Origin of the sequence: Rhodococcus sp. NBC_00294 (assembly GCF_036163995.1) — a bacterium.
Lineage (GTDB): Bacteria > Actinomycetota > Actinomycetes > Mycobacteriales > Mycobacteriaceae > Rhodococcoides.
This window is the reverse complement of record NZ_CP108043.1, coordinates 624,907-640,293: the sequence shown is the minus strand read 5'-3', so window position 1 is coordinate 640,293 and position 15,387 is coordinate 624,907. Positions and strand designations below refer to the sequence as shown.

General features: G+C 70.2%; 15 protein-coding genes. 12 read left to right on the top strand and 3 right to left on the bottom strand.

The window, feature by feature from the left end; translation table 11 throughout:
• Window positions 1-237 precede the first annotated feature (237 nt).
• Genes ssd through OHB23_RS03005 form a run of 7 tightly spaced genes read left to right on the top strand, consistent with a single transcriptional unit; the run spans window position 238 to window position 4,749 of the window.
• A complete protein-coding gene (gene ssd, locus OHB23_RS03035; RefSeq protein ID WP_328810850.1) occupies window positions 238-1,296 on the top strand; it encodes a septum site-determining protein Ssd in 1,059 nt (352 codons plus the stop codon).
• Complete coding sequence (locus tag OHB23_RS03030) at window positions 1,293-2,474, top strand: TadA family conjugal transfer-associated ATPase (protein ID WP_222633339.1); 1,182 nt, start codon at window positions 1,293-1,295, stop codon at window positions 2,472-2,474. Before ssd ends, OHB23_RS03030 begins: the two co-directional genes overlap by 4 nt.
• Window positions 2,474-3,247 (top strand): type II secretion system F family protein, encoded by a 774-nt coding sequence (locus tag OHB23_RS03025; RefSeq protein WP_328811575.1) that lies wholly within the window; start codon window positions 2,474-2,476, stop codon window positions 3,245-3,247. The genes OHB23_RS03030 and OHB23_RS03025 overlap by 1 nt, the downstream gene beginning before the upstream one ends.
• On the top strand, window positions 3,244-3,813 hold the full coding sequence (locus OHB23_RS03020) for a type II secretion system F family protein (RefSeq protein WP_328810849.1): 570 nt from the start codon (window positions 3,244-3,246) through the stop codon (window positions 3,811-3,813). Before OHB23_RS03025 ends, OHB23_RS03020 begins: the two co-directional genes overlap by 4 nt.
• A 57-nt stretch (window positions 3,814-3,870) precedes the next feature.
• The gene (locus OHB23_RS03015) at window positions 3,871-4,071 is read left to right on the top strand and encodes a DUF4244 domain-containing protein (protein WP_027506707.1); all 201 of its coding nucleotides are present in this window, start codon (window positions 3,871-3,873) and stop codon (window positions 4,069-4,071) included.
• Window positions 4,072-4,106: 35 nt separating this feature from the next.
• The gene (locus tag OHB23_RS03010; protein ID WP_285187117.1) at window positions 4,107-4,412 is read left to right on the top strand and encodes a TadE family type IV pilus minor pilin; all 306 of its coding nucleotides are present in this window, start codon (window positions 4,107-4,109) and stop codon (window positions 4,410-4,412) included.
• Window positions 4,405-4,749: an Rv3654c family TadE-like protein gene (locus OHB23_RS03005; protein WP_328810848.1), complete on the top strand. Its 345-nt coding sequence runs from the start codon at window positions 4,405-4,407 to the stop codon at window positions 4,747-4,749. Before OHB23_RS03010 ends, OHB23_RS03005 begins: the two co-directional genes overlap by 8 nt.
• A 151-nt stretch (window positions 4,750-4,900) precedes the next feature.
• On the opposite strand, the gene OHB23_RS03000 is transcribed toward OHB23_RS03005, so the two are convergent.
• Window positions 4,901-5,512 (bottom strand): DUF998 domain-containing protein, encoded by a 612-nt coding sequence (locus tag OHB23_RS03000; protein ID WP_222633343.1) that lies wholly within the window; start codon window positions 5,510-5,512, stop codon window positions 4,901-4,903.
• A 113-nt stretch (window positions 5,513-5,625) separates the two neighbouring features.
• On the opposite strand from OHB23_RS03000, the gene OHB23_RS02995 reads away from it, so the two are divergent.
• A complete protein-coding gene (locus OHB23_RS02995; protein ID WP_328810847.1) occupies window positions 5,626-6,963 on the top strand; it encodes a cytochrome P450 in 1,338 nt (445 codons plus the stop codon).
• On the opposite strand, the gene OHB23_RS02990 is transcribed toward OHB23_RS02995, so the two are convergent.
• Window positions 6,960-9,254 (bottom strand): DEAD/DEAH box helicase, encoded by a 2,295-nt coding sequence (locus OHB23_RS02990; protein ID WP_328811574.1) that lies wholly within the window; start codon window positions 9,252-9,254, stop codon window positions 6,960-6,962. The two genes, OHB23_RS02995 and OHB23_RS02990, sit on opposite strands and share 4 nt — an antisense overlap.
• A gap of 344 nt (window positions 9,255-9,598) precedes the next feature.
• Here OHB23_RS02990 and OHB23_RS02985 point away from each other — a divergent pair, with 344 nt between their 5' ends.
• The 4 genes from OHB23_RS02985 to OHB23_RS02970 all read left to right on the top strand — a co-directional run bounded on the left by OHB23_RS02985 (window position 9,599) and on the right by OHB23_RS02970 (window position 14,245).
• Window positions 9,599-9,802, top strand: coding sequence for a cold-shock protein (locus tag OHB23_RS02985; protein WP_005248460.1), 204 nt, complete (start codon window positions 9,599-9,601; stop codon window positions 9,800-9,802).
• Between the two features lie 128 nt (window positions 9,803-9,930).
• Window positions 9,931-10,518, top strand: a complete 588-nt coding sequence (locus tag OHB23_RS02980; protein WP_328810846.1) for a hypothetical protein — start codon at window positions 9,931-9,933, stop codon at window positions 10,516-10,518.
• Window positions 10,519-10,685: 167 nt separating this feature from the next.
• Entirely contained in the window at window positions 10,686-13,634 is a 2,949-nt protein-coding gene (gene topA / locus OHB23_RS02975) for a type I DNA topoisomerase (protein WP_222633345.1), read from the top strand.
• A gap of 62 nt (window positions 13,635-13,696) precedes the next feature.
• Window positions 13,697-14,245 (top strand): mycothiol transferase, encoded by a 549-nt coding sequence (locus OHB23_RS02970; protein ID WP_056443410.1) that lies wholly within the window; start codon window positions 13,697-13,699, stop codon window positions 14,243-14,245.
• On the opposite strand, the gene OHB23_RS02965 is transcribed toward OHB23_RS02970, so the two are convergent.
• A complete protein-coding gene (locus tag OHB23_RS02965) occupies window positions 14,242-15,369 on the bottom strand; it encodes a type IV toxin-antitoxin system AbiEi family antitoxin domain-containing protein (RefSeq protein WP_328810845.1) in 1,128 nt (375 codons plus the stop codon). The two genes, OHB23_RS02970 and OHB23_RS02965, sit on opposite strands and share 4 nt — an antisense overlap.
• Window positions 15,370-15,387 lie beyond the last annotated feature (18 nt).

Genomic DNA, 15,387 nt, shown 5'->3' with positions numbered 1-15,387 from the left:
TCGGCGGTGTAAGATTTCGACTACCCGGTCTCGAACCGGGCGTGTTCAGCCCGACCCCCCGGGGCTGAACTCCGACGACCCCCGCCTCCTCCCCCCCCTGGCGGGGGTCGTCCCCTACTTCCGGTGCGCTAGCACCTTCTCCGCGCTGGCGCAGGCGCCGTCCCCGGGTACCGAGTTGTCCACAGGTTCGGCTCGTCGCCCTGGCGGACCGACCGCGGACGCCGCACGATCGACGGCGTGACCGACCTCGATTCAGCACTCCTGGTGATCGTGCCCGACGCCGCACTCTCCGATCGCGTCCGGCGCATCGCCGCCGCCGCGGGTCGGGAGTCGACGCACCTCGGCGCGCTGCCGGACCGCGCGCTGTGGCAGTCCTCCGACATCGTCGTGCTGGGAACGGCAGCTGCCGAACGAGCAGTGCGGGAACACCTTCCGAGGCATCCCGGTGTCGTCGTCGTGACCGACGGACCGGCGGACGTCGAGGCCTGGCAGAGCGCTTCGCGGCTCGGCACCTCCCGTGTGCTCGCGCTGCCGGCGCAGGAGGCCGATCTCATGGGGGTGCTGTCCGCGGCCGCACGTGTCCCCGTCGGTGGCGGTGTGGTCGTGACGGTGGTGGGCGGTTGCGGCGGCGCCGGTGCGTCCGTGTTCGCCGCGGCATCGGCCGTCGTCGCGTCCCGGTCCGGGCGCACCGTGTTGATGGACGGAGACGCGGCGGGCGGCGGGATGGACCTCGTCACGGGACTCGACGGCACACCGGGCCTGCGCTGGCCGGAACTGGTGATCGACGGCGGAACCGTCACGGCCGACGCACTGCATCACGCGCTGCCCGGGCGCGGCGATCTGGCGGTGCTCTCGACCCGGCGCGAGCAGACGAACACCATCACGGCAGCGGCCTGGCGCGCCGTCGTCGACGCCGGAGTCACGGCGGGCGAGGTCGTCGTATGCGACGTACCGCGCGCAGGCCCCATTCACGAGATGTCCGTGCAGGCGGCAGATCTGGTGGTCGTGCTGGTCCCGGCGACGGTGCGGTCGGCCGCGGCGGCGCAGTGTCTCGCCCGGTCGATCACCTCGACATCGGCCAACGTGGGAGTGGTGGTCCGCGGTCCCGCGCCGTCCGGACTGACGGCCGCGGAGGTGGCCGACGTGGTGGGTCTTCCCCTGCTCGCCTCCGTGCGCCCCGAGCGTCGACTCGCCGCGATGCTCGACGGGCGTGGACTGGTCCTCGGCCGCCGATCTCCCCTGGCGCGAGCTGCCGGCGACGTCCTGGCACTGCTCACCTCGGCGCCCACGACATGACGGGATGGGTGTCGACGGATCTGCTCGATCGCGTCCGGGTGCGCCTCGTCGACGCCGACCGGGATCCGACGCCCGCCCTCATCGCGGAGGCGCTCCGGGCCGAGGCGGGCGGCGTGCTCGGTGACGCGGATCTGCTGCGCGCACTGCATCTCCTGGACACCGAGTTCCGCGGTGCCGGCGTGCTCGACGCCGTCCTGCGCGAGCCCGGCGTGACCGACGTGTTGGTCACCGGACCCGACGACGTGTGGGTAGACCGGGGCCAGGGTCTGCGGCGAGCCGGCGTCGGGTTCGGGGACGAGGCCGCCGTGCGCCGCCTCGCCCAGCGGCTGGCGCTGTCGGCCGGGCGGCGGCTCGACGATGCGCAGCCGTGGGTGGACGGTCGTCTGCCCGGAATCGATCCCGGGTCGTTCGGAGTGCGACTGCACGCCGTTCTCGCGCCGGTGGCGCAGGGCGGGACGTGCCTGTCGCTCCGCGTCCTGCGCCCCGCGACACAGGGGCTTTCGGCCCTCGCCGCGACCGGCGCGTTCGCCGAGGGCGCCGAAGATCTGTTGCGCCGCATCGTGTCCAGACGCCTGGCCTTCCTCGTGGTCGGTGGCACCGGGACGGGGAAGACCACCCTGCTGGCGGCACTGCTCGGTGAGGTGGACGCGGCCGAGCGCATCATCTGTGTCGAGGACGCCGCCGAACTGGCGCCCTCGCACCCCCACGTGGTGCGGCTCGTCGCCCGGCCCGCGAACGTGGAGGGAGTGGGCCAGGTGGGGGTGCGCGATCTGGTGCGTCAGGCCCTGCGCATGCGTCCCGATCGCATCGTGGTGGGCGAGGTCCGCGGTGCCGAGGTCGTGGACCTGCTCACCGCGCTCAACACCGGACACGACGGCGGCGCGGGCACCGTGCACGCCAACTCGCCCGACGAGGTACCCGCACGACTCGAAGCGCTGGCGGCCCTCGGTGGCATGGACCGGGCGGCGTTGCACAGCCAGTTCGCCGCCGCGGTGCAGGTGGTGCTGCACACCGCCCGCACGCCGAGCGGTCAGCGTGTGCTGTCGTCCATCGGCGTGCTCGAACGGGACGACCGCGGGCTGTGCACCGTGGTCGACGCCTGGTCGCGAACGCGGGCACGAGGTCCAGGACTCGACGCTCTCACCGCGATCCTGCGTCGGCGGGAGGGGTCCGCGTGATGCTCGCGGCGGTCTGTCTCGCGGCGGCTCTGCTGGTGCTGCCCTGCACGGACGCGCGCCGGCGCCTCGGACCGGTGCGCCGACACTCGCTCGTGTCCGTGCGAGTGCCGGCGCCTGCCTGGATACCGGTGGCGGCAGGCGTGGCAGCGCTGGGCCTCGGTGCCGCGGTGGGCGCCGCGGTGGCCGTGGTGCTGGGAACCGTCGCCGTGCGGCGCACCCGAGGCGCCGTGCGGGCGGACCGTCGCCGCGCGGGGGACACCCTGGCGGCGGCGCTCGAGACGGTGGTGGCCGAACTCCGCGTGGGAGCCCACCCGGCCACAGCCTGCCGCACCGCTGCGCGTGAGCACCCCGGACCGGTCGGCACGGTCTTCGCGGCGGCCGCGGCCCGTGCGGAACTGGGCGGCACGATGTCGGATGCCGTGCGTGTCGGCGGACACGGGCAGGCGTGGGACCGGGTGGGTGCCGTGTGGTGCGTGGCCGAGGTGCACGGGCTGGGTCTCGCGGCACTGCTCGACGCGGTGCGCTCCGATCTGCGCGATCGCGGACGCTCGGCCCGGCGCATCGAGGCGTCCATGGCCGGCCCGCGCGCCACGGCGATGGTCCTCGCCGCGCTGCCCGCCGTCGGCGTCCTGCTCGGCCAGGCCATGGGCGCAGCGCCCCTCGCGGTTCTCACCGGAGGCGGCGCCGGCGGCATCATGCTGGTCGTCGGAGTGGCCCTCGCCTGCGCCGGGCTGCTCTGGACCGACGCCATCGTCGCGAAGGTGGCACCGTGACGATCACTCTCGTGCTCCTCGCCGCCGCGGTGCTCGCGCTCCCGCCCGCCGTCGGTGTGCGCGCCCGGCTCCGGGTGCCGGGCGCGAACGGTTCCGCATCGGTAAGGGTCGCACCGACGGACCACCACGCCACCGCGGGCGCGTTGGACCTGCTGTCCGCCTGTCTCCGTGGGGGACTCGACATCGGCAGCGCATCCTCGGCGGTGTCCTCCGTCGCGCCCGAACCCATGGCGTCGGCACTGCGCCGCGCCGCCCAGTTGCTCACTCTCGGAGCGGATCCCGATGCAGCCTGGTCGGCGCTGGCGGCGCATCCCGACACCGAGTCGGTGGCACGCGTCATCCTCCGCTCGGCGCGGTCGGGAACCTCGATGGCCGACGCGACCGCCGAGGCGGCAGCCGATCTGCGCGTGCGGGCCGACGATGCCGCCGCTGCCGCGGGCGAACGCGCCGGAGTGATGGTGAGCGGACCGCTGGGGCTGTGCTTCCTGCCCGCGTTCGTCTGCCTCGGCATCGTGCCCGTGGTGATCGGGCTTGCCGGGTCGGTCCTGAACGGCGGGGTGATGTGACCCCCGCCCGAGAACGCCGAGGGGGAACGTCCTCCTCGGAACACGAAGGGGGAGAACATGAGCAAGTTCCTGACCGAGGTGGGCGCGCGCATCCTGATGGTGGCGCGGGAGGACGACGGGATGTCGACGGCCGAGTACGCCATCGGCACCATCGCGGCGGCGGCGTTCGGTGCCGTGCTCTACACGGTGGTGACGGGCGACAGCATCGTGACCGCGTTGACGTCCATCATCGACAAGGCGCTGCAGACACAGGTCTGACGGCGGACTCGGGTCTCACGGGCGACAGCGGGGCGGTGACGGTCGAGGCGGCGCTGGCGATCTCGTCGATCGTCGCCGTCCTGGTGTTGTGCCTCGGTGCGCTGGTCACCGTCACCGAGCACATCCGGTGCATCGACGCGGCGCGGGAGGGTGCCCGGCTCTCGGCGCTCGGAGACGAGAGCGCGGTGACGTCGGCGACGGCGGTGGCCCCGCCCGGTGCGCGGGTGACGGTGTCGCGCGTCGGCGATCTGGTGACGGTGCGGGTGGAGGCGTCGTCGCCGCTGCCCGGGTTGACGGTGTCGGCGAGTGCGGTGGCGACGGCGGAGCCGACGGGTGGATGACCGCGGTTCGGCGACTGTGCTGGGAGCGTTCGTCACGGCGGCGCTGGTGGTGGTGACCGCGGCGGTGGTCTCGGTGGGTGCCGCCGTCTCGGCCCGTCATCAGGCGCAGTCGGCGGCGGACCTCGCCGCGCTGGCGGGTGCCGCCGCACTGACGTCGGGGTCCGAGGCAGGGTGCGCGGCGGCGACGGCATCGGCTGCCCGGATGGATGCGGTGCTGGACGGATGCGCGGTGGAGGAGTGGGACGTGCAGGTCCGGGTGCGAGTGCGGATCGCGCTGCTGCGCTTAGGGGAGAGGGATGCGGTGGCCTCTGCGCGGGCGGGGCCGGTGAAGGAGTGAACCAGCACCTCGGTATGTCGGTCAGCGCGACTCGGCGAGCCTGCGTACTTCCGGTGCGACGGGGCGGCCGGTCTTCGCGCTGGCGGCCACGGCGGCTCGTGCAGCAGCCCGCCTCACAGAGACACGCAACTGGTGCCTCGGTGATCGTGGACTATCGACCCCGGATTCCGGGGCCTGGATTCCACGATCGCGCCAGCAGGAGCACGCCCATGCCGATGGTCCACACGTTCAGGGTGTCGAGGGCGAGCCGCTCGGTGACACCCGAGCCCAGTCCCCATTTCCCGGGGCTGAGGAAGGCGATGCCGCCCACCACGGCGATCGCACTGCAGGCGTAGGTGAATCGCGAGGCGACTCGACCGACGGATCGTGCGACACACAGCATTCCGGCGAGCTGCAGGCCGAAGTGCACCTGCGCCGCGACGGTGTGGGGGACCGGTGCGACGTCCATCGGGAGGAACCCGACGGCGCACGTCGCGAGACCGGAGAGCGCCACGAGGATCCACCCCGTCCGTGCGATGCCCACCGAGGGACGTACCAGGAGCGCCGCGCCCGCTGCGGTGGCGCCGCCCACGGCCACGAACGTCGCGTTCATGACGACGTGATCGGGCGAGCAGTAGTCGGTGCACGTCGCCGCACCGAGGGCGCTGATGACGTCGTCACGCCAGCTGTACGGGGTGGTCCAGGAACGCGAGACGATCACCTGCATCGGCCAGTAGAGGACTGTGGCGATCCACAAGGAGGCGACGCTCCGACGCAGGGTCATGACACGACGGTAGACACCGGCGTCGTGACCGGCGCATCATGAGGTGAGTCACACGTGTGACGTGCGGTAACGCGCAACCGGGTTATCGCAGGCCGAGCATCGGGGGAATCGGAATGTCGAGAGTGGCGGACGTCAAGGACGAGGCACGATCGCGGCTGCGGTGGTTCGCGGTGCACGGAGTGGTGCGCTTCTTCGCCACACGCGGCATCAAGATCGGTGACCCGCAGGCCAAGCTCATCGCCGATCCGGTGACTCGCGCGAACCCCGGTGTCGTCTACCAGGAGATTCGCGACCGGGGAAGGATCGTCAAGGGCCGCGTCGCCTACCTCACCGTCGACCACGGGTTGATCTTCGACCTCCTGCGCTCGGACGACTACCGCACCGTCGTCGTGGGCGGCAACCTCCCGAAGCCGCTACGGGCGATCGAGCGTCGCACCCGCACCGCCGCTCTGCACCCGCTGGCGCCGCCGTCGCTGCTGTCGGTCGAGCCGCCCTCGCACACCCGCTACCGCAAGTTGGTGTCGTCGGTGTTCACCGCGCGCGCCGTCAACGCGATGCGCGACAACGTGCAGCAGGTGGCCGACACGCTCCTCGACGAACTCGTGGCCGCGGGCGGCGGCACGGTCGACATCGTCTCGTCGTACTGCGCGAAGCTTCCGGTCGCCGTCATCGGCGACATCCTCGGCGTGCCGGAGGCGGACCGCGACAAGGTGCTCGAATTCGGCGAACTCGCGGCGCCCAGTCTCGACGTCGGTCTGACGTGGTCGCAGTTCCGCGAGGTCGAGCAGGGCCTCGAGGGCTTCGACCGGTGGCTCGCCACCCACATCGCGGGATTGCGCGACAACCCGGGCGACGATCTGATGAGTCAGCTCATCGCGGCGTCCGAGGACGGGGTGTACCTGAACGATCGGGAACTCCGCGCCACCGCGGGTCTGGTGTTGGCGGCAGGGTTCGAGACGACGGTCAACCTGCTCGGCAGCGGCATCAATCTGCTGATGAACAACCCCGACCAGCTCGCGCGACTGCAGGACGATCCGTCGCTGTGGGGAACGGCCGTCGACGAGATGCTGCGGCTCGAGTCGCCGGTGCAGATGACGGCCCGCGTCGCGAAGGGTTCCGTCACCCTCGAAGGCATGGACCTCGAGGCCGGCGATCTGGTGGTGTGCGTCCTCGCGGCCGGTAATCGGGACCCGCAGGTCTTCGACGACGCCGACACCTTCGACGTCGGTCGGTCCAACGCCAACAAGCACCTGTCGTTCTCGGGTGGGCGCCACTACTGCCTCGGCGCCGCACTCGCGCGCGCGGAGAGCGAGGTGGGACTGCGCACGCTGTTCGACCGCTTCCCGCATCTGTCGTCCGCCGGCACCGGCGTCAAGCGGGACACCCGTGTGCTGCACGGGTTCCGCACGCTACCGGTGGCGCTCGGCGAACCGGCCACCGTGTCTGCCTAACCCTCCAGACAGGCGAGGACGGCGTCGAGCACGCGCACGGCGCCGTCCTTGTCCAACGGATCGTTTCCGTTGCCGCACTTGGGTGACTGCACGCAGGACGGGCACCCCGAGACACACTCGCACGACGCGATGGCCTCGCGGGTCGCGGAGAGCCAGGTGCCGATGACGGCGTGGCCGCGGTCGGCGAATCCGGCGCCACCGTCGTACCCGTCGTAGACGAAGACCGTCGGCAGGCCGGTGTCGGCGTGCAGTGCCGTCGACACGCCGCCGATGTCCCATCGGTCGCATGTCGCGACGAGGGGCAGCAGACCGATGGCCGCGTGCTCCGCCGCGTGGAGCGACCCGGGGACACGTTCGGCGGTCACGCCGGCGGACTCGAGCAACTCCGGCGTGATCGTGTACATGACTGCGCGCGTGTGGAGTTCCTGCATCGGCATGTCGAGTTCCACGGAGTCGAGAATCTCTCCGGACGGCAGTCTGCGGAGGTATCCGACCACCTGGTGGCTCACCTGGACCTGCACCAGCGCGACGTCGACCTCCCCGTACGACTGCTGTTCGTGCACGTCCTCGATCACGATGTCGGTGATCTCGCGCGCCGAGGTGGTCCACTCGGGCTCCTCGGGGCGCACCACCGCGAGGCCTTCCTCGAAGTCGAGCGTGTCCACGACGAACGACTCGCCCTGATGGATGTGGACAGCGCCGGGGTGGGTCGTCGAGGGCGCGCGGCCGGCGTCGACGGTGCCGAGCATGCGTCCGGTGGAGCCGTCGACGATCGCGATCTGCGACCCGATACCGCCCCGGATGTCCACCGCCGCATGGGGGGTCGCGTCCGCGGTGATGTACCACCCGTGCGGCCGACGGCGGAGCAGACCCCGGTCCGCGAGGGACTGCGCGACGTCCTGAGCGCCGAGCTCGATCACCTCGTCGTCGGTCAGCGGGAGTTCCATGGCCGCGCAGAGCAGCTGTGGCCCCAGCACGTAGGGGTTGGTAGGATCGGTGACCGTCGCCTCGATGGGCTTGTCCAGCAACGCGGCCGGATGGTGCACGAGGTACGTGTCGAGCGGGTCGTCCCGGCCCACCAGGATCACCAGCGATCCCTGGCCGCGGCGACCGGAGCGGCCGGCCTGCTGCCAGAACGACGCGACCGTCCCCGGGAAGCCGGCGACGACGACGGCGTCGAGCCCTGCGATGTCGACGCCGAGCTCGAGTGCGTTGGTGGTGGCCACGCCGAGCAGGGTGCCGTCGGACAGCGACCGCTCGAGTTCGCGGCGGTCGTCGGCGAGGTATCCGGCCCGGTATGCCGCGATGCGCTGCGGCAGATCGGGATCGACGTCCGCGAGCAACCGCGCGGTACCCAGTGCCGTCAGCTCCGCGCCGCGTCGGGAACGGACGAACGTCAGTGTTCGGGCGCCCTCGACGACGAGGTCGGCCATGATGCGTGCGGCCTCGGAACCGGCGGCGCGCCGGATCGGCGCCCCGTTCTCACCCGTGACGTCCAGAAGCGGTGGCTCCCACAGGGCGACGGTCCGGGGACCGTGGGGAGATCCGTCCTCGGTGATCTCCTCGCACGGTGCACCGACCAGGCGACTGGCCGCGGCCCCGGGATTCGACGCGGTGGCGCTGGCGAGAACGACGACGGGCGCGGCGCCGTAGCGCGCGGCGATGCGCCGGAGTCGTCGCAGGATCAGGGCGACGTTGGAGCCGAACACCCCGCGATACGAATGACATTCGTCGACGACGACGTACGCCAGGTTGCGGAAGAAGTGCGCCCACCGCTGATGGCCCTTGAGCAGCGAGATGTGCAGCATGTCGGGGTTGGTGAAGATCCACCGTGAATTCGCCCGGGCCCACTGGCGCACCTCGAGGGGTGTGTCGCCGTCGTACGCACTCGGTGCGATGTCCGGGAAGCCCCGCGCGGCGAGCGAGTCCGTCATGTCCACTGCAGCCCGAAGCTGGTCTGCCCCCAGCGCCTTGGTGGGCGCGAGGTAGAGCGCGGTGGCACGCGCGTCGGTCGACAGACGGGACAGCACGGGCATCCGGTACGCCAGCGACTTGCCCGACGCCGTGCCCGTCGAGACCACCACGTTGCGGCCCGACCACGCGAGCGACGCGGCCTCTGCCTGGTGGGTCCACGGCTGCGGGATCCCGCAGTCCTGGAAGACCTCGACGACCGCGGGCTCGAGCCACTGCGGCCATGCGGCGTACCGGGACTCACGTCCCGGCAGCTCCGCCGCATGGGTCAGCGGAGACTCTCCCGGCGGCGTTCCCGCCAGCGCTCGTCCGAGCAGCATTCCGCCGAACGAGGAGGCCGGTGCGTCGGTCGTCGTGCTCACTGTCTCTCACTCCCTCGGTGCTCGTGTCGATCGTAGAAGAACGGGCGGACAGAGCCCGCGAGGATATTTACGAAGTTGTTGTCTCGTCGACTGTCGCGCCGCCGTCCGACGTGGTTCACTGTTCTCGGTCGCAGCTTCTGTGTTCGTTTTCACGCTCGCAGGATCTAATGTTGCGAGCGCGGTGCGTGAAGCTCTGCCCACGGGGTGACTCTTGGGGGGGATCATCACAGCGGTCGGAACCGGCCCGATGGACTGTAAGTGCCGTTCATCGCATCCGGTGTTCAAGAAAAGGATAGACAAGCATGGCACAGGGAACTGTGAAGTGGTTCAACGCCGAAAAGGGCTTCGGCTTCATCGCACCCGAGGACGGCTCCGCTGACGTCTTCGTCCACTACTCCGAGATCCAGGGCAGCGGCTTCCGCACCCTCGAGGAGAACCAGCGCGTGGAGTTCGAGGTCGGACAGGGCACCAAGGGCCCCCAGGCCACGGGCGTCCGCGCCGTCTGATCTCGATCGGACAGTCTCTACCGACACGTCCCCCGTCGCCTTCCGAGGTGGCGGGGGACGTCTCGTTTCCGTGACACTGCGTCGCGGACACCACGCCGGCGGGGCGTTCGTGGCTTACTGTCGCGATCGTGAGCCAGTTGTCCTTCTTCTCCGCCGAGTCGACGCCGCCCGACGCGGCCGACCTCGCCGGGCTGCTGGCTGCGCAGGGTCAGCCCGTGATCGTGTCCGGGCGCACGCGCATCTCCGTCGTCGTCGACGCCACCTGGCGTGCCCACGCGGTGGCCGACCTGATCGAGTCGTGCGGCTTCGACGCCGAGATCACGACGACCGACGAGGGACGGCCACTGGTCCGGACCGAGCCGGTGCCCGAGCTGGCGTCGCTCGCCGCGGAGTGGGTCCGGGAAGCGGTGAAGGCGGTGCCCGGGGGTTGGGTGCCCGGACCGCGCGCCCTGCGGGCCTGGGTGGTCGCGGCGGGACGGCAGGAGGCAGGCGGCGCCCGGTTCGTCCTCGGACTCGATCCGCACGCCCCCGACACGCATCCGGTGCTCGCCCAGTCGTTGATGCGCGCCGGTGTGGCGCCGACTCTGGTGGGAACCCACGGAGGGACGCCGGCACTCCGGATCACCGGTCGACGTCGGGTGACCAGGCTCATCGAGAACATCGGCGAGCCGCCACCGGGCGCTCTCGCCGCGGGCGGGTGGCCCGTCCTCGTGTAGAGGAAGAGGGGGACTCGGACGGAGGTCACCGATGGTCGATGGGCCGCGGTGTCACATACGAGTTGCACGTGTGTGTCACTCTGTAGTGTGTCGGCTTCGAACGGTTCGGGGTATCGACGCAGGTGAACGGGTTCCCTCTCGCGGGGACCAGGAAGGTTCGGCAGCAGGTGGCAGCAGGAGACAGCACGGGGAACTCGTCGTCCGGCGCGTCCGGGCTTCGGCGTCTCGTGATCGTCGAGTCACCCACCAAGGCCAAGAAGATCGCGCCCTATCTGGGCAAGAACTACGTGGTCGAGGCCTCGGTCGGGCACATCCGAGATCTCCCGCGTGGTGCTGCAGACGTTCCGGCCAAGTACAAGGGCGAGTCCTGGGCTCGTCTCGGTGTCGACGTGGACCACGACTTCGAGGCTCTCTACGTCGTCAGCCCGGAGAAGAAGGGCAAGGTCGCCGAGCTCAAGAGCCTGCTCAAGGACGCCGACGAGCTCTACCTCGCCACCGACCCCGACCGCGAGGGCGAGGCCATCGCGTGGCATCTCCTCGAGACGCTCAAGCCGAAGATTCCGGTTCGACGGATGGTCTTCCACGAGATCACCGAGCCGGCCATCCTCGCCGCCGCCGCCGACACCCGCGAACTGGACACCGACCTCGTCGACGCCCAGGAGACGCGCCGCATCCTCGACCGCCTGTACGGCTACGAGGTCTCGCCGGTGCTGTGGAAGAAGGTCATGCCGAAGCTGTCGGCGGGCCGCGTCCAGTCGGTGGCCACACGTGTCATCGTGCAGCGCGAACGTGAGCGCATGGCGTTCCGATCGGCCGAGTACTGGGACATCTCGGCGCAGCTCGACGCCGGCGCCGAGGCGACGCCGCGGGCGTTCGGTGCGCGCCTGGTCAACGTCGACGGCTCTCGTGTCGCGTCGGGACGCGACTTCGGTGCCGACGGCAAACTCAAGTCCGAGGGCGTCACCGTTCTCGACGAGGCGCGCGCACGCCGGTTGTCCGAGGCTCTGGACGGTGTCGATCTGACCGTCGCGTCGGTCGAGTCCAAGCCGTACACGCGTCGTCCGTACCCGCCGTTCATGACCTCGACCCTGCAGCAGGAGGCCGGGCGCAAGCTCCGCATGTCCTCCGAGCGCACCATGCGTATCGCACAGCGGTTGTACGAGAACGGCTACATCACCTACATGCGTACCGACTCGACGAACCTGTCGGCGTCGGCGATCGATGCCGCACGTCGTCAGGCCACCGAGCTGTACGGCCCCGAGTACGTGCACGACACCCCGCGGCAGTACACCCGCAAGGTCAAGAACGCCCAGGAGGCGCACGAGGCCATCCGCCCCGCGGGTGATTCCTTCGCGACTCCCGGTCAGTTGCACAGCTCGCTCGACACCGACGAGTTCCGGCTGTACGAGCTGATCTGGCAGCGCACCGTCGCCTCCCAGATGGCGGATGCGCGCGGAACCACTCTGTCGCTGCGTATCTCGGGCACCGCGGGTACCGGTGAGGAGTGCACCTTCGCCGCGTCGGGACGCACCATCACGTTCGCCGGCTTCCTCAAGGCTTACGTCGAGAGTGTCGACGACCAGGCCGGGGGACAGTCCGACGACGCCGAGTCCCGGTTGCCGGTTCTCGAGCAGGGACAGGCGGTCACGGCCACCGGTCTCGATCCCGACGGTCACACCACCAACCCACCGGCCCGCTTCACCGAGGCGTCGCTCATCAAGACGCTCGAGGAACTCGGCATCGGTCGCCCGTCGACGTACTCGTCGATCATCAAGACCATCCTCGACCGCGGATACGTCTACAAGCGCGGTAGCGCCCTGGTGCCGTCGTGGGTGGCGTTCTCCGTGATCGCGTTGCTGGAGGCGCACTTCGGCCGGTTGGTCGACTTCGACTTCACCGCAGGCATGGAGGACGACCTCGACGCCATCGCCGGTGGCCGCGAACGACGTGGAGACTGGTTGTCCGCCTTCTACTTCGGCGGTGAGAACGGCACGGAGGGGTCGGTCGCACGGTCCGGCGGACTGAAGAAGATGGTCGGCCAGAACCTCGAGGACATCGACGCCCGCGTCATCAACTCGATCCACCTGTTCGACGACTCCGAAGGTCGCGACGTACACGTCCGCGTCGGTCGCTACGGCCCGTACCTCGAACGGATGGTGCAGAACCCGGACGATCCCGACGGGGATCCGATCTCGCAGCGCGCCAACCTGCCCGACGACCTTCCGCCGGACGAGCTGACGCTCGAGTTCGCCGAGAAGCTGTTCGCGACTCCGCAGGAGGGTCGCAAGCTCGGTGTCGACCCGCTGTCGGGTCACGAGATCGTCGCCAAGGAAGGACGATTCGGGCCGTACGTCACCGAGGTCATCCCCGAGGAGCCCGAGCCCACCCCGGACATCGTTCCGGTGGAACAGCATTCGTCCGACGGGGGCGGCGGCACCGCCGTGGCCACCAAGGCGGCGAAAAAGGCTCCCGCCAAGAAGGCCGCGAAGAAAGCGACCGCACCGAAGCCGCGAACGGGTTCGTTGCTCAAGTCGATGGATCTCGCGACGGTCACGTTGGACGACGCGCTGAAGCTGCTGTCGTTGCCGCGCGTGGTGGGCGTCGATCCCGAGAGCAAGGAAGAGATCACGGCTCAGAACGGGCGCTACGGTCCCTACCTCAAGAAGGGCACCGATTCCCGCTCGCTGGCCACCGAGGACCAGATCTTCACCGTCTCCCTCGAGGAGGCTCTGAAGATCTACTCCGAGCCCAAGCGGCGCGGACGTCAGGGTGCGGCCACGCCGCCGCTGCGCGAACTCGGTGTGGACACTGTCAGTGGTCAGCCGATGGTGATCAAGGACGGCCGCTTCGGTCCGTACGTCACCGACGGTGAGGCCAACGCCAGCCTGCGCAAGGGCGACGAGGTGGGCACCATCACCGACGAGCGGGCCATGGAACTCCTCGCGGATCGTCGCGCTCGCGGGCCCGTGAAGAAGAAGGCCACCAAGAAGGCGCCGGCGAAGAAGGCTCCCGCCAAGAAGGCGGCAGCGAAGAAGACGCCGGCCAAGAAGGCTCCCGCGAAGAAGGCGGCCGCCACGAAGACCGCTGCGAAGAAGACGCCGCCCGCCGAGTCCTGAGGACCGCACCTGTCCGCCATTGCCCTTAGCTTTCTCCTCACACACGAGGAGAGGGGCACATCATGGCGGGGACGTACACATCCGTGGGGCCGTCGGTCGACGTCACGGGCGAGAAGCTCGATCTGGTCACCATCCTGGCCGATCAGCGCGGGATGCTCGCGATCACGGCGCGGGGGATCACCGATGAGCAGGCGCGTCGGCGCACGACCGTCAGTGAGTTCACGCTCGCCTCGCTGATCGCGCACGTCGCGTCGGTGATCCGCGGGAACGTGACCATGCTCGAGGAGCGCGACGAGAACTCGACCGTCGACTTCTCGGGATCGGGCGAGCCCGAGGTGCCCGAGTCGATCGAACAGGTGCTGGCCGAACTCGACTCCGCCGGCCGAGCTCTCGAGCAGTGCATCGCCGCGCTCGGCAACCTCGACGACCTGATCCCGCAACCCACCGCACCGTGGGCGCCGGAGCGCATCTGGTGGACGGCGCGGCGCGTACTGCTGCACCTGTTGCGCGAGATCGCCCACCACAGCGGGCACGCCGACATCCTCCGCGAGGCTCTGGACGGGCAGTCGACGATGGGTGTGGTGGCGGGTGACATGGGGTTGGAGTTCTAGGCGCGATTGCCGTCCTGGACGCGCACCTCCCCGCAGTTCGCGACCGTCCCGTGCCTGCGCGTACTGCCGAGGGGTGCGCGTCCTTCTGCTGCTGTGAGCGCTGCCCGGAGACGATCGGCGAGAGCCGACGTCGCCAGGTCGTTCCACGTCCACCGTTCGATCCGCCACTCCAGTGAGCGCAACCGGTCCTCGCGCAGTTTCTCGGCGATCACCACATCCGCTGCATCCCCGTACTCGCGGTACTTCGCGAGCCCGTCGAACTCGCCGATCACTCCGTCGAACAGGAAGTCCGGCCGTCCCACGAAGCGTCCGCGCTCGTCGAGGACGTCGCATTGGAGCGCAGGAGCGGGGAGGCCGTGCCGGTGCAGGTAGACCCGGCTCCGAGACTCACCCACGCTCTCGGCGCCACCGTCCATGAAGGCGATGGCCCGCCGCGCCCTGTCGATCCCGCGACGACCGTGCGCTCGGGCCAGCGTCGCAGCCAGATCGTCCGCCGATGTTCGGCGCAGAGCAGCATCGCCGGAGCAGACCGAGGACTCGAACGGCCGACTACAGGCGAGGTCGACGACTGTTCTGGCGAGCGAGGTGACACGCACCCCGTCGACCGTCGTCACGTCGTCCGGGTGCAGTGGCGATGCGTGCACGACGCGCGACGTGCCGGCCCGACCACCGCCGGATCGATTCGCCGTCAGGTGTGCTCGACGATCGATGTCGGGCCACAGGTCGATGCCGTGGACCAGCGCTGCCGAGCTGTGGCTCACCACCAGATCGCTGTCGGAGGAGAGGACGGCGGCGCGTAGCTCGAGCAGTCGGCGGGTGCGGTCGTCGGACAGGTCGGTCGTCGCCGGATCGACGTAGACGCCGCGGCGCACGGGAACGATCGAACCGGACCGGACAGCAGCGCGGACCTCACCGTCGGACACGCCGCGTCGTCGGAGATCGGCTCGGGGGATCAGAGACATGTATCGAAGGGTGCGCGATGTGGCCGTCGAGTCGTCCGCCGTGATCCACAGGCTGGGGATGGAGAACGTACGCGCACCTCTCGGCAGTTCGCGACGGTCCAGGGCCTGCGCGAACTGCTGCGAGATGCGCGGCCGAGCCCACCCCCGGAGCGGTACTCTCACTTCGAACCACTGACCTAC